General features: G+C 62.4%; 8 protein-coding genes. 4 read left to right on the top strand and 4 right to left on the bottom strand.

Annotated elements, in window-relative coordinates; genetic code table 11:
• Positions 1-9: 9 nt before the first annotated feature.
• The gene (locus tag LH19_RS03445) at positions 10-669 is read right to left on the bottom strand and encodes a hypothetical protein (RefSeq protein ID WP_145923338.1); all 660 of its coding nucleotides are present in this window, start codon (positions 667-669) and stop codon (positions 10-12) included.
• A gap of 345 nt (positions 670-1014) precedes the next feature.
• Between LH19_RS03445 and LH19_RS28365 the strand changes: the two genes are divergently transcribed.
• Complete coding sequence (locus LH19_RS28365; protein WP_145923337.1) at positions 1015-1401, top strand: hypothetical protein; 387 nt, start codon at positions 1015-1017, stop codon at positions 1399-1401.
• 276 nt (positions 1402-1677) lie between these two features.
• On the opposite strand, the gene LH19_RS03440 is transcribed toward LH19_RS28365, so the two are convergent.
• A complete protein-coding gene (locus tag LH19_RS03440) occupies positions 1678-3996 on the bottom strand; it encodes a TonB-dependent receptor (protein WP_158514390.1) in 2319 nt (772 codons plus the stop codon).
• A gap of 144 nt (positions 3997-4140) precedes the next feature.
• Here LH19_RS03440 and LH19_RS28360 point away from each other — a divergent pair, with 144 nt between their 5' ends.
• From LH19_RS28360 to LH19_RS03425, 3 genes are all read left to right on the top strand, one after another.
• Positions 4141-4842, top strand: coding sequence for a Crp/Fnr family transcriptional regulator (locus tag LH19_RS28360; RefSeq protein ID WP_039575690.1), 702 nt, complete (start codon positions 4141-4143; stop codon positions 4840-4842).
• A 299-nt stretch (positions 4843-5141) separates the two neighbouring features.
• On the top strand, positions 5142-5978 hold the full coding sequence (locus tag LH19_RS03430; protein WP_158514389.1) for a dienelactone hydrolase family protein: 837 nt from the start codon (positions 5142-5144) through the stop codon (positions 5976-5978).
• A gap of 5 nt (positions 5979-5983) precedes the next feature.
• Positions 5984-6997, top strand: coding sequence for a taurine ABC transporter substrate-binding protein (locus LH19_RS03425; protein ID WP_158514388.1), 1014 nt, complete (start codon positions 5984-5986; stop codon positions 6995-6997).
• Between the two features lie 553 nt (positions 6998-7550).
• Here LH19_RS03425 and LH19_RS03420 read toward each other — a convergent pair.
• Positions 7551-11846, bottom strand: coding sequence for a strawberry notch family protein (locus LH19_RS03420; protein ID WP_054724947.1), 4296 nt, complete (start codon positions 11844-11846; stop codon positions 7551-7553).
• A gap of 133 nt (positions 11847-11979) precedes the next feature.
• Positions 11980-13998: a ParB/RepB/Spo0J family partition protein gene (locus tag LH19_RS03415; RefSeq protein WP_039575697.1), complete on the bottom strand. Its 2019-nt coding sequence runs from the start codon at positions 13996-13998 to the stop codon at positions 11980-11982.
• Positions 13999-14007: the final 9 nt, after the last annotated feature.

The following is a 14007-nucleotide window of genomic DNA, read 5'->3' as shown; positions in this document are numbered from 1 at the left end:
GAAGAGCGATTAAAGCAAAAGCCTCTCGCTGCTTTGTGAGACTGGACGTTGGCTCGGGGAACCCCGGACACGAGTTGCGAGCGCGATCCACTCCTCTTCGTTGCCCTCAAACTCGGCGATCTCCTCGATCACATCTCGCGTAAGCTCGCTCGGATCAGCAAGTTTCACCCAGTAGCCACCCGTCAGCCATGCCATTACATTGGCTTCATAGTCCGTTGAAGAGTTGGGCTCGTTGACCTGGCGGAGCAGCGCGGTCACTTGCGACGCGCCGATTGGAGCTCCAACTCCACCTGCATTTCTGAACGCCGAGGGATCGAAAGGTATGCCGCGCTGTACTTTCAACGGCGCGTCAGAGAAGCACATAAGTGCGTAGTGCCGGTTCTTAGCGCCCCCCGCGCTATCTCCTCGGCTCGTGACGAGCGCACTTTCTGGTAGCGGTCGCTCTATTCCGTTTTCATCGATATATTGGCGCCAGACCACCGTCCGGGTTGGGGCGACGTCAACGGCCTTGGGCTTAGATTTCATCTTTGAAAATATGACCGGAACCGGGAGCCGCATCCGTGCGAGGGCGCTGATCGCGCGGGACGGTGCGTTGCCGACGCCCCAGAAGAAAAGACCGTCGCCCGCGCGTCGCTCGCGTTCCTTCCTCGCAATAATCGCGTCGAGCATTTGCCCAGCTTCAGCCTGCATTCGCGACCAGCAAAGATAATCTTCCGCCGCCGTCCGACTCTGCGGCTGGGGAGAGAATGAACGGTACTGACAAGCGTGCGACATATTTTTCCCCATATACTTCGCAGGCTGTGCCAGAGTCATTGAACCGGGACAAGAAAATATCGATGAATTGCCCTATTGCATTGGTGCATAACCGCGATGATAAGTCTGTGGACAAATGCAGCCTATTTTATCCCATAACGTCCCATGAAAGGCAGACCTCCCAGCTGGAATCCATTTGCGGGTCTGTATCCGCACACGTGGACCGAAGTGATCGAATTCGGATCGAAGGGACGTCTTGGGATGCCCGCAGCCGTTCGTCGTCGGCTCACCTGGTTTGAAAGCGCGACGGCCCAAGGCCTCCTTGCGACGTTAGAGCCGAATGGCAGAGCAAAGCTTGATGCATGGGAAGATCACGGCAACGAGGTTGTCCAACTAGTAAGGAAAGCCATCGACGCGGCATCGTCGGGAAAAAGTGACATGGCGCTCGCAGCACTTGATCGATACTTGCACATAAGCGTGGAAGACAACGGACGGCTTGTTGCGCCCTCCAATATGGTTTCCCACCTCGATCCTACCGGCACCGGCAAAGCGCGTGTCGTTGTTCGAGACGACGAACTTTGGCTTTGGTCTGAAATCAAGTGGGAAGCGGAACGAAAAGATCGATTAGCTTTGCTGCACAGACAATAAATCAGGACGGCCTTACCACAGTAGCACGTAGGCTCTCGAGATCGCCGCGGGATGTCTCGGCCTCCCGAAGCACAAGCACGTCATCGATGGTCAGGCGCCCTATCGTCTGCTTTCGGGCCCTGTTCAGCGACCGCCTCAACGACCGGCATGAGGCGCATTTCTGCCGCATACCAAGGTGAGGTCGCGGTGATCGCGCCAAGCTTTTGACGGAGCGTGAAGGGATAAAGATGACCATATGCTGGTCGAAACCCATCGTGACGTCTATGTCAGACCCAATCAGAAGCGCCCCTTCACGGTCAGGCCGAACGTGCGGCGATCGCCCGGTATCTTGAAGAAGGGTGCCACGGGATTGGCCGACTGGATGCCGACGGCATAGATCTTGTCGAGCAGGTTGCGGCCCCAGATCTGCACCGACCAGCGATCGTCGGGATCCTTGATGCCCAGTCCGGCATTGGTCAGCCCATATCCCTCCTGCTCGCCATAGACGGACAGCGGATTGAGGAGGTTGGTCCGGCTGCGATAGCTCTGGTTCACGAATGCCGAAATGTTGAGGTTCGACGTGACCGGGGCTTCATAGTTGAGGCTGGCTTGCCCCGACCATTTCGGCGCGCCGGTTCGTTGTCCGGACAGGTCGAGGATGCCGGAACCATATTCGATCGGTGCCGGCGCGTTGGCATAGGATTTGTAAATCGCATCGTTATAGGCGCCGCTCAGCGACAGGTTGAAATGCCGATCGATGCGGTAAGCCGCATCGAATTCCACACCCCGCATACGAACCGAGCCGGCATTGCCGAGATAGGTGCCTAGTGCGAGGCGGTCCGGATCGATCTGTCCCGCCTGATAATCCTTGATGTCGTTCCAGTAGAGGTCGACGTTGAACGTGCCGCGGCGATCGGCGAAGCTGGTCTTGATACCAATCTCATAGGCCGTCGATTTTTCCGGATCGATCAAAAGCGGCCGGCCCGGCAGGGCAGAGAGATTGGCCGCACCCGATTTTTCACCATAGCTGACCGAGGCATAAGCAAGAATATCGTCGGTCAGCTTGTAGGACGGATTGATCAGCCAGGAGAAGGAGCGGTAGGTCCGTTTGCCTTCGACAAGGAAAGGACCGCCAAAAGCACTGACCAGCGCGGCGCGGTAGGGTTCCAGCCCGGCGGGGAGCGTCTCTCCGCCGAAGCTGCTGCCCGTATTGGAGGCTTCCTTGGTCTCGATGGTGTAGCGCAGGCCGCCGGTCAGCGTCGCGCGATCGGTGACGTGCCAACTCGCCTGGCCGAACGCGGCGTAACTGGTGATCCTGGCGCGGCCGAACTGGTCATATTCCACGCCGTCGAGCACCGACGCCGGTAAAAGCGGGCTGAGAAAATAGGTGGTCGCGTCCTTCTGGAACCGCGAGCGGTTGTTGCTGTCGATCTTCTCGCGCAGAAAATAACCGCCGACCTGATAATCGAACGCGCCGCCGGTGGGCGAGGCCAGGCGGATTTCCTGCGACAGCTGCGATACGTCGAGGTCGAACCCCGCCTTCAGGATCGAGAAGGGCGACAGGTCCGAGTCATGATCGGGCCGATAGCTATAGTCCCGCCAGGCCGAGACCGAGGTCAGCGTATGATCGCCGATTTCCACATCGAGCTGGTTCGACAGACCGTTGGTCTTCGATTTCATCAGGCCGAGCTGATCGGAATTGGCATTGTTGGGGAAATCATAGTTCGGGTCATAACCGAACAGGGTCCGCATCTTCCGCTCCCAGCCATTGCGGACGGTGCCGTCATTCAGCGTATTGACGTCGGCGAAGGGCGAATAGAAGTTGTTATATTCCGACGTTTCATAATGTTCGGCGATGACCCGATTGGTCACGTTGCCATTTTCGAACAGCAATTGGCCGCGCACCGCCCAGCGGTTGAGGTCCAGCAGCTTGCGGCCATTATATGCGTTGCGGGCCCAGCCATCCCCCTTCGTGTTATAGAAAGTGACCCGGTAGGCCAGCGTGTCGCCTGCAATCGGCCCTGTCGCATTGGCCCGGATTTCATAGCGATTGCGGTTGGCGACCGTGCCTTCCAGCTCAAGGCCCGGATCGAAGCTGGGCTTCTTGGTGGTAACGACCAGCGCACCGATGGTCGTGTTTTTGCCAAGCAGCGTTCCCTGCGGCCCGCGCACCAGCTCGACATGATCGAGATCGACGAAGTCCAGCCAGCTGAAGCCCACATGGGTGAAGAAGACATTGTCGACGATGAGCCCGACGCCCGGTTCCGCGCCGTCATTGTTGGCGTTGCCGCCCACGCCCCGGATATAGAGGCCGGACGTACGTGTATTTTGCTGAAGCGCGGAGAAGTTCGGTATTTTTCCAGCATAGTCGCTGATGCGGAACAACCGCTCATTGGCCACAGTGTCGCCGGAAATTGCCGATATGGACAGCGGCACATCCTGAAGCCGCTCTTCCCGCTTTCGCGCCATGACCACGATGTCACCCGGGGCGGAGCCATCCTCTTCCGACACGGCCGTGGCGGGCGCCTCGTTCTGCTGTGCCATGACAGGCGGGCAAAGCGCCAGCCAGGAAATCCCTGACAGGGCGGCAAACAGGTTGCGGTTCGGTCGGTTCATCTTATCCCCCTTGATGCTGCACGGACGGCCTCCTGCGAACCGGGATGCCTGATGCGTCCGCGCGCTTCGGGTCATCGACTTGTGCTTGTATGGCGCTACATGGCAGCATCGCCGGCGACTGTTCCTGGGGAGACAATTGGTTCGATGGTGAACAAAGCCGCTGTATTCGAAGCGATGCTGCGCAGCGGCGGCTGGCTTGCGACCCTGCCCGAAGCGGTGCGTCAGGCCGTTTTCAAAGCGAGCAGCGTGCGCACGATCGCGCCCGGCGCGGCGCTGTTCGAACAAGACGGCCCGCCGACCGGCCTGCACGGCGTTTTCTCCGGCGACATTCGTGTCGTCGGCCATTCGCGCGATGGCCGGGCGGTCATCATGGGCGTCATCCATCCCGGTGAGTGGGTCGGCTATCTGAGCTGCCTCGACGGCCTGCCGCACGCCTATTCAGGCATTGCGAGATATGGCGCCCGGACCTTGTCGCTGGCTCCTGCCGACGTGGCGCGTATCTTCGAGCGCGACGTCGCCACATACCGCTTGCTGCTGGCGCCCGAACTGGCGGCGGAGCGAAAGCTGGCTCAGTTCATCATCGAAGGCATGGGCCTGCCGCTCGTCCAGCGAGTCGCCGCGCGTCTCTGCGATCTCGGTCGATGGCCCTATGGCGAGGATGCGGGGCCGGTGTCGCCGCTGGACCATATCAGTCAGGAGGAGTTGGCGATGTCGGTCGGTGCCACGCGCCCCCGGATCAACGAGATACTGCGCGATCTCGCAAGCCGGGGCATGGTAGAGCTGGGCTATGGGCGCATCGTCGTCCGGGATGTAGCCGCGCTCGAACAATTTGCGCGTGGCGAGTGATCCAATTGTTCCCCTGAAGACAGACCCCGGCAGGCCATGCGCCAATATTCGCCTTCTTGCATGCGCGAATGGGGAGATACTCGATGTTTGTACGATTACTGGCCGCAACCTTGCTGGCAAGCCTCAGCCCGACGTCGGGCGCCGCCGGGGCGGACGCCCCCTTACCGACCGTCAGCGGCGCAAGCTTTGCTTCCGCGCCAGTCACGCTTTCGAACGGTATCAAAGGAACGATCATCTCGTTCGAAAGTCGCACGCCCACCGAGTGGGCGGCCACGATTCAAGGGGAAACAGGACCGGCGGTGACACTCAATGCGCAGATATTCCTCCCGGTCCGCCGCGAGAAGGAACTGCCCGCGATCATCATGGTGCCGGGCAGTGGAAATATCGGCACGCACCATCTGGCCGAGGCAGCCGCACTCAATTCGGCAGGCTATGCGGTACTGCTCATCGATCCGTTCCGCGCGCGCGGAATCGCGGACACCATCGCCGATCAGGGACGGCTGACCTGGGTCGCCAGCACTTATGACGTGCTGGCGGCGGTCCGCTATCTCCAGTCCAGAGGCGACATCGATCCGGCGCGGATCGGCGCGCTCGGCGGAAGCCGTGGCGGCACGGCCGTGATGATGGCCGCCGCCGCGCCCTTTGCCGAGGCGGTGCTGGGGCCAGGCAAGGGGCTGCGCGCGGTGGTCGCCGGCTATCCCTGGTGCGGGACGCAGTTCCAGTCGGCGCGCCTGTCCGGAGGGGCGGCGTTGCTCGTCCTTCAGGGCGACCGCGACGACTGGGTGTCGCTTCAGCAATGCCAGGATGCGGTTCACGCGATGATCGTCGGCGGCCAGGCGGCGTCGATGCGGATCGTGCCCGGCGCTCTCCACGCCTTCGACAGGGCAGACGTCCCGCCGACGCCGATCCCCGGGGCGATCACCTCCACGACCTTTCCGACCATCTACATGACCGATACGGGCATCTATATCGATCCACGCACTGGACAAGCCGACCCGGCGCTGACGGCGAAGGATTTCACGAGCTATGCCGCCAAGGCCGGTTTTGGGCGCAAGGGCGTGACGATCGGCAGCCGGCCCGGCGATGCCGAGGCCTTCATGAGCGAAATGACCGCCTTCTTCGCGAGGGAGCTGTGAAGCGCGTGTCTGCTGCGATCCTGATCGCCGCAATCGCCCTTGCATCACCGATAGCGGCAGCGCCCGAGGCGCCTTCCGGAACGATCCGCGTCGGCTATCTGCGCCTTGCCAACGCGCAACTGGTCAGCAAGGCGCTCGGCCTCCACGAGCGGGCCGGGCTAAAAGTCGAATGGGTGCCGTTCGAAACGGGCGGACAGGTCAACGCCGCCATTGCCGCCGGCCGGATCGACTTCGGAGCCGTTGGCACACCCCCCGCTGCGGCGGGCATATCGGCCGGACTTCCTTATCGCGGCCTCTTCATCCTCAACATGCTGGGCAGCGTCGAAGGCTTGGTCGTGCGGGCCGACCTCCCCATTTCCGCACCCACCGATCTTTCGGGTAAGCGGATCGCGGTTCCGTTCGGGTCGACGTCCTACTATCTCCTGCTGTCATTGTTGCGGCTGGAACATATTCCCGAAAATGCCGTCACGCTGGTCGACATGACACCATCGCAAGCGCGGACCGCATGGGACCGGCGAGAGATCGATGGCGCCTGGCTTTGGGAGACGGCACTTCATCAGATGGTAGCAGATGGCGGCCGTATCCTGATAGACAATCGCGACATGGCAAAACATGGCCTGGCTGTTGGCGACATCGCCGTAGTAACCAAGGCGCTAGCCGAGGCGCGGCCGGAACTGGTCGCCCGCTATGTACAAGCGGAATGCGCTGCGATCACGTTCTGGCATGACCACCCCGAGGAAACGGCGCAAATCGTCGAGCGCGAGCTGGGTGTCGATCCACAGGAGGCTGCGCGAATGATGCGCGGCACGGGAGTCCTGCCCTGCCGCCAGCAATTGACGTCGGCATATCTGGGACAAGACGGAAATGCAGGTGCCTTTGCACGATCACTCCATCCGATCGCGCGGTTTCTCTCAGGGCGGGGCAGAATCAGAGAGGTGCCGGACGACCGCAACTTTGACAATTTCTTTGACCTACGGTTCCTGAATAACGCCTACGCCGTTGAAACGACACAAAAATAGACACTTCCGGCTTCCGCCCGGCATACAAGCTGTTCCTCTTGGACCCGATGCGCTCATCGGCAACGCCGGCCTGAATTCGATGCTCGAAACTTTCTGTCCGATTTCAGAATTCTGCGACGACCGCCAGAGCAACCGATATCCGGCGCGAAGCCGACTGGTCGCTTCTCCGTTTGGAATGCTCGTTATCGCAACCGGCGCTCCTGAAGGGAGGCACTCCGGTTCGTCCGCAAAATAGATCACGACATCGACCGATTCCACGGGTTAGGTCGGCTTTCAGAATTAGTTGGGTCGGATCTGCGAGGCGAAGATCGAGACCGGCGTGGATAGAAACGAGCGTTTGCCGGAACGAAAGGGACTCGAATGGTCGCAGATGCACAGTCTGTCATGCGAACCTGCATCGTCTCGATGGCCCTGCGGACAATTCCGCCGCCACACCCGGCTCCGATTGCCTCGCTCCGGAGCGCGATGAGGGCCGTGTTGAAGCGGTCGACAAAGTCCTGATCGACCGGCAGACCCGAGCCAGACATGGCGTTCTCCTTCTTCGATTTTGGATTCACTGCGGCCGCTGGTCGATGATTGCTGCGAGGATTTCGTCGGCCTTTTCAGCCGGAAGGAAGAGCCGCGTCTTGTACTGGATCACCTCGCTGAACGCGCCGCGAGCCTTGAGCCATTCGCGATCCTGCGGCTGGAAATCCCGGACCTCAAAGCGCCGGCTACTGTTCACCATCGTGGAAACGAGGCGCGCGCCGTGGAGGCCCGGGATCAGTGTGCCATCGCCGCCACGCGCCGCCTCGATCAATTCAGCAGGGGTAAGCTTGATGGACGATTCAAGACCAAATGCGGTTTCCAGTTTCTCGAGCGCCGCGGGCATCACGATGCGTCCGAGTATCGAGGTTCCCGCTGCGTCATCGATCCGCCAGACGCGAACATCATCTTGCGGCAGCTTGTTCCAGACGGGCAGTAGGAGGCCGGTCGCAACGCTGATCGTATGAATATCGACCTTCTCGAGCGCCTCGGACACCTCTACGTCCCAGAAGGCCTTGAAGCTGTCGCGATCAATTTCCTTCCAGAAGGTCTGCCAAAGCTCGGCGAGTTGGATGCGCTTGGAACCCGTCGGTCGGACAAACTCCAGCATCTTGACTGGGCGCCCCTCGTCGTCGGTAATCGACCAGGATGGAACGCAAAGGGCGACGCGTCCCGAACGATTGTTGCGGAGATACTGGACATCTGTGGTGCCGCCCCAGATTCTGTCGAGGCGCGCCCATCCGGTAACGTGCGGCTTCAGATGAAGCTCGAGGCGGAGCAGCCGGGTTTCGGCGCCGGACACCGGGTCCTTCTTGAGCACCCGCTTCGAGATCGGGACGATGTGCTCGGCGCGGATCGCCTCGACGCCGAGATCGAGCGTTCCGGCTTCGCGCGCGGCGTCGACCCGGGCCTGTATTAGACCCATATACTCCTCGAAGATCGCATTCTGAGTCGCGATCCGCAGCGCGAGGATGCGGTTGAGCCATCGCTGGATCGGCGGCAGCTTGTCGAGCAAGGTGCCGTGCTCATCGACGAGCTTCAGACCGGTGATGATCTGGAGCTTCTCGAGGCTGACGCTCGCGAGCTTGCCCGCGTGGAGAAGGTGATACCACTGGGTCAGGGCCTCGCGGGCGTAGCAGCTTTCGAGATTATCGGCCGGATCGAACAGGTTCTGGCCGCCCGTCTGGCGTTGGCCGCGCGTGAGCGCGCCGAGCATGTCGAGGCGGCGAGCGATGGTGCTGATGAACCGACGTTCGCCCTTGCAGTTGGTCGTGACGGGGCGGAACACCGGCGGCATCGATTGGTAGGTGCGGTGGGTGCGGCCGAGGCCCTGGATCGCGATGTCGGCGCGCCACCCGGGCTCGAGCAAGAAATGGATGCGCCGCTTGTGCGCTGTGGGGCAACCCAAGTCGGCATGATAAGAGCGTCCGGTGCCGCCCGCCTCGGAAAAGACGAGGATAGGCTTTCGCCCCGACATGAAATTGTCGGTCTCGGCGATGTTGGAACTGGACGTGCGACGCTCGACCTTCTGCCGGCCTTGCCCGTCGACGACGATGCGCCGCGTGCGTCCCGTGACTTCCGCGACCATGTCGGTCCCGAAATGCGCGAGCAGGAAGTCGAGCGCAGCCGGAACCGGCGGTATCGAGCAGAGCCGCTCGATCAGCTCGTCGCGCGCGTCGACCGCTTCCTGGCGCAGGACACCGTTGCCCTCGTCGTCAAGCATCGGCTCGGAGCGCATCGATCCATCGGTCGCGCGAAAGGCGCGCATCTGGCGCGTCGGGAAGGCCGTTCTCAGATAATCGATCAGCGTGTCGAGCGGCGAGACATCGATCGACAGGTTCGCGCGTTCTTCGGGCGAAAGATCTGCAAGGCGGCGGCCGAGAATTGCCTCGGCCGTGCTGGTGAGTTGGACGACGGCGACATGGCCCGTGGCGAGTTCATCCTCGATAGCGCGAACGACCGTCGGCATCTTCATCGAGATCAGGACCTGCGAGAAGAACCGCTGCTTCGCGCTCTCGAACCGGCTGAGCGCCGATCCCTTGGCCTGGGCGTTCATCGTCTGGCCCGACATGCGGTCGACGATGTTCGATGCCATAAGGACCTCGTCGAGGTTCTGGTGGATGATGGCCCACGCGTCGGCATAGGCGTCGTAGATGTCGATCTGGTCGGGCGTGAGCTGATGCTCGAGTGGGTCATATTCGACGCCGGCGAAACTGAGGGCGCGGGCCGTATAGAGGCCCATGGACTTGAGATCGCGGGCGACGATTTCCATCGCGGCGATGCCGCCATCCGTCATCGCAGCGAGAAAGCTGTCACGGTTGGCAAAGGCGGTGCCCGGACCCCAGAGGCCGAGCCGCGAGGCGTAGCTCAAATTTTCGGGCTTCGTCGCACCGGTGGCCGATTCATAGACGACGCGGGCGCGCGGCAGCGCATTTTGCAGGCGGACCCCGGCAAGGCCCTGTTCGGAACCCTTGGCCCGCCGATACTCGTCCTTGGTGCCCGCGGCGTTGCCCATCGAATGGGATTCATCGAACAGGATCACGCCTTCGAAGTTTGCGCCAGTCCACTCGAGAATCTGCTGCAGGCGCGAGCATTGGTCGTGGCGCTGGGACCGGAGCGTCGCATAGGTGAGGAAAAGGATGCCGCTCGCCATGCCGATCGGCTGGCCGAGCGGAAAGGCGTCGAGCGGCTGGACATCGATCGGAAGTCCGCCAAGCGCGCTCCAGTCGCGCCGGGCATCTTCAAGGAGCGTCGCGCCCCTAGATATCCAGATCGCGCGCTGGTTGCCGCAGTTCCATTGGTCCCGAATGATCGCAGCGCCTTCGCGGCCCTTGCCCACGCCCGTCCCGTCGCCGATGAAGAAACCCATGCGATAGGCGGGGCCTTCGGAATCCTCGATCAGCAGGTCGCCGGCGGTGTTGGTGACGAACCGGCTCGGCAGGTCGCGCGAGAAGGCATCGCCTGCGTAGATGATCGCTTCGAGTTGGGCGTCGGACAGCGACTCGCTCGCCCGCTTCTGGAAGAGCGGACGATATTGGGGGATCGGCGGCAGAACCGACGCCATGGCGAGCGATTCCACGAGATTGTCGGGGTGTGGCTTCGCGCCCGGAATATCGATGCGGGCGAGCCGCCAGGGCGCGTAGATGCCGACCGGATCGCCGACCGGCAACGGCGTATCGCGAACCGAATAGGCGAGCGGCCGCGCCGAATCATCCTTGGCGGCAATCCGTGAAGGCGCAATGATCCTGGGGCCAGCGAGGCCGGAGAAGAGCGAAGACGACGAAGGCCCCAGCGCGGGCCGCATCGGGATCACCGCCGGGGACGCGGGCGGCGGTTCGTCGGACGGGTCAAGCCGCGGCGGAAGCGCGAGCACGATCGGCAGCGCCGCCTCGATCGTGTCGACCGTGTGTCGCTCAGTTTGGCCGATCCAGCCCTTGTCGAAGACGATCAGGCGGATAGCGACGCTGGTACCATGCTTCGCATAGGGGCGGCCGAGAATCGTGATCTCGACGCGCGGGCGGGCAATTTCGGCGACGGAGACATAGCCGCTCGCACCGCTCGCATCGTGCGCGAAGGTCGGCGACATGATCGCGACGCAGCGTCCGCCCTCGGCAAGACGCAGCAGCGCGGAGCGAAGATGGCGAGCCCCGGCATGACGGTCCTGGCCGCGCGCCTCGCTACGGCTGAAGGGCGGGTTGATCAGGACGACGGTGGGCCGAACATCCGCCGGCAGTCGGTCGTTGATAAATTCGGCGTCATGGGTCGTGACCGCGCGGCTCGTCACGAGGGAAAGCAGCGCCGCCCGGCAGGGATCGCGCTCGTTGAGCGAGACGCTCGCGCCGGCGGCAATCGCGTGCGCCGCGAGCATGCCCGTGCCCGCCGACGGTTCGAGCACATGATCGTCGGTCATGATCGCCGCCGTTCGGGCCGCTAGCCAGGACAGCGCGGCGGGCGTGCTGAACTGCTGCATGTCGATCTGGTGCTCGCTGCGGTAGGTCTGGGTCGGCAGCGCCTTCTCAAACGCGAGGATATCCGCGAAATCATCTTCGGGCGCGCAGTCCGGGTTCGGTTCATTGTCGGGCGCGAGCGTGTCAGAAGCCTGCGCGGCTTCGAGCGCGTCATAGGCATCGCGCATCGACCAGCGCCCGTCGGCATCGGACCCGCCGAACGCTTCGGTCATCAACCGCTTGAGCAGGGAGCGAGTCACCGATTGCGGAACAGCAAGCCGGTCGCGCAGTGCGCGCGCGACGCCATAGAGGCGTTCGGCGTTTTCTCGGGCCGCGGTATCCGGGATTTCGGCAAGCCTCAGAAGCGGAAGGGTCATGGCAATTCTCCTGAAGAAGTTCGGGAGCAACACGCCCCCGCTGCCATCGCCCTTCCCCCTCTCCTCCCGACGCGAATGGCAGGAAAAGAGGGGCCGCGGCGTGTGGCCGCGACCCAATAGGCCGGACGGAGAATCAGGCCGCGTCGGAGAGCTGCTCGTCCTCGTCGACATCATCGGCAGGATCGCCCGCCGCCTCGGGATCGACGGCGTCGGTCATTTCGTCATCGCGATCATCGTTCACCGGTTCGGCGACCGGGTGCTCGAAGCGCATGGCGTCAGGGAGCCACGCAAGCGCCTTTTCCTTGACGTCCGCCTCGACGATGATGTTCCCGGCGAAGAGCTGTTCAGCCGAGGACGCGAGCAAGTCCTTCTTCGATGCCCCGTAGCGCTGGCTGAGTTCGCTGCCACCGATGTCCTGGAAGAGGTCGATGATGGAGCTCTTGGTCAGCCGCTTGAAGTAATTCGCGGCCGTCGGGCGCCACCAGGCGGCGACGTCGATCTCGAGCTTGCGACCGAGATGATCGACGAAACCGCTGGCGGAATCTTTCATGGGCACCGCATGGATCGTCCGGGCAATCGCCCAGGCGAGCCAAGCCGCACGCGCTTCTTCGCCGAGCGCGCAGAAGGCATCGTAGCGCCCGGCGACGCCGATGTTCGGCTGGACCCAGCTTCGATCGAGCCCCTCTTCGAGCTTCGTCCATTCGTCAGCCGCGAGCGATCCGCTCTCGAAGCCAATGACGCGCGACGGCGCAGAGTCGGCGCGAAGGTCGCTCGCGAGATCGGAGGCGTAGCGCCGCAAAGCCGCATCGACCATCACGAACGTGCCGAGATCGAGCGCGAAGCGCGGATCGCTTGCGACATGGACCCGGAGCAGCTCGGCTTTCATCGTCGCGAGTTCGTCGATGAGCCGCTGGCTCATCGACGGTTTCGCCGAAACAGAGCCTTCGGTGTCGCCGTCGTCATCTTCGTCGCCATCGATGTCTTCGTCGGCCTCGTTCGGGACCATGTAGGCCTGATGATGAACGCGGGGCTGGCCGTCTTCGCCGATGACGAGGAAGGCGAGGGCCGCGGCTTTCTGGTCTTCGGTGAGGACTGCCGGTCGATTCTGGATGCCGCTCAGTTCGGATTCGAGTTCGCGATACCGCTGTTCCTCGTCCTCGGTGATGCCGTCATCACTCTCGTCAGCGGATTCGGCGATGGAGTTCATCTCGGCCTCGATCTCGGCGCACCGCGCTTCCTCCTCTGCCGTCGGTTCGGGGATCTCGCCGCGGACCGGGCGGAGGCCGTCATAATCCGCGAACGAGATGCGCGTCATTGGGACCGCGCGAATTTCCGCGTAGCCCTCGCGCGCGCGGATCGATTCAGCTTCCGCCGCAAGCTTCTCATCGGCGAGCCGGTCGAGGACGTCGCCGTCGATCCAGTTTTCGGACGCGCTGTCGGAGAAGAGGTCGGAGTCGATCCGCCCGCCCGCTTCGACATAGGCTTCGCGTCCAACGAGCAAAGCCTTCGGGTCGTTGCCTCGATAGTTGCCGGCGGCGAGCTCACGCCGGATGGTGAACGGGTCATTACGGTAATAGCTCTCGCGATATTGCTCGAAGACACGGGCCTGTCGGGCTGTGTCCGACGTGCTGCCATAGGCTTTCGCGATTTCGAGGGTGATTTCGCCCTTGCGCAGCGCATCGAAGACTGTCTCGTGCAGGTCCGCGAGACGGACGCGACCGAGAACAAAACGCTCGGTTTTGCCGAAGCGCGCCGCTACCTGGGCCGCAGTCTTGTCCTCTTTCTCGATCATATTCTTGAACGCCATGCATTCGTCCGCAGCGCTCATCGGCAGCTTGCGATTTTCAGCATAGCTGAGTTCGATCGCGTCCTTGGTGTCGGGCCGAACCATGACCGGTACTTTGAAATCTTCCGGAAGCTCGCCCTTCTCGATCAGCGCGTGCACCCTCGTGAGACGGCGCCCGCCGCCGAAGATGCTGTACTGATCCTTCTTGCGCTTGACAGCGGTGCCAATCAGATTCTGGATGATGAAGCCGGCCTGGCCGATCATAGCTTCCAGTTCGGCATCGGCATCCGGGTCGCTTTCGGTTCGGACATTGAGCGGCGACACGACGCAATTGCGCGCGAGAGCGTATATGATGGGAAATGTCATAGTCTGTCT

The sequence above is a fragment of the Sphingopyxis macrogoltabida genome (assembly GCF_001314325.1).
GTDB lineage: Bacteria > Pseudomonadota > Alphaproteobacteria > Sphingomonadales > Sphingomonadaceae > Sphingopyxis > Sphingopyxis macrogoltabida.
This window is presented reverse-complemented; position numbering and strand designations above follow the sequence as displayed.

What these genes read in the sequence shown, in the direction of transcription:
- LH19_RS03445 (WP_145923338.1), bottom strand. Translation starts at nt 669, where the DNA reads ATGCTCGACGCGATTATTGCGAGGAAGGAACGCGAGCGACGCGCGGGC.
- LH19_RS28365 (WP_145923337.1), top strand. Translation starts at nt 1,015, where the DNA reads ATGCCCGCAGCCGTTCGTCGTCGGCTCACCTGGTTTGAAAGCGCGACG.
- LH19_RS03440 (WP_158514390.1), bottom strand. Translation starts at nt 3,996, where the DNA reads ATGAACCGACCGAACCGCAACCTGTTTGCCGCCCTGTCAGGGATTTCC.
- LH19_RS28360 (WP_039575690.1), top strand. Translation starts at nt 4,141, where the DNA reads ATGGTGAACAAAGCCGCTGTATTCGAAGCGATGCTGCGCAGCGGCGGC.
- LH19_RS03420 (WP_054724947.1), bottom strand. Translation starts at nt 11,846, where the DNA reads ATGACCCTTCCGCTTCTGAGGCTTGCCGAAATCCCGGATACCGCGGCC.
- LH19_RS03415 (WP_039575697.1), bottom strand. Translation starts at nt 13,998, where the DNA reads ATGACATTTCCCATCATATACGCTCTCGCGCGCAATTGCGTCGTGTCG.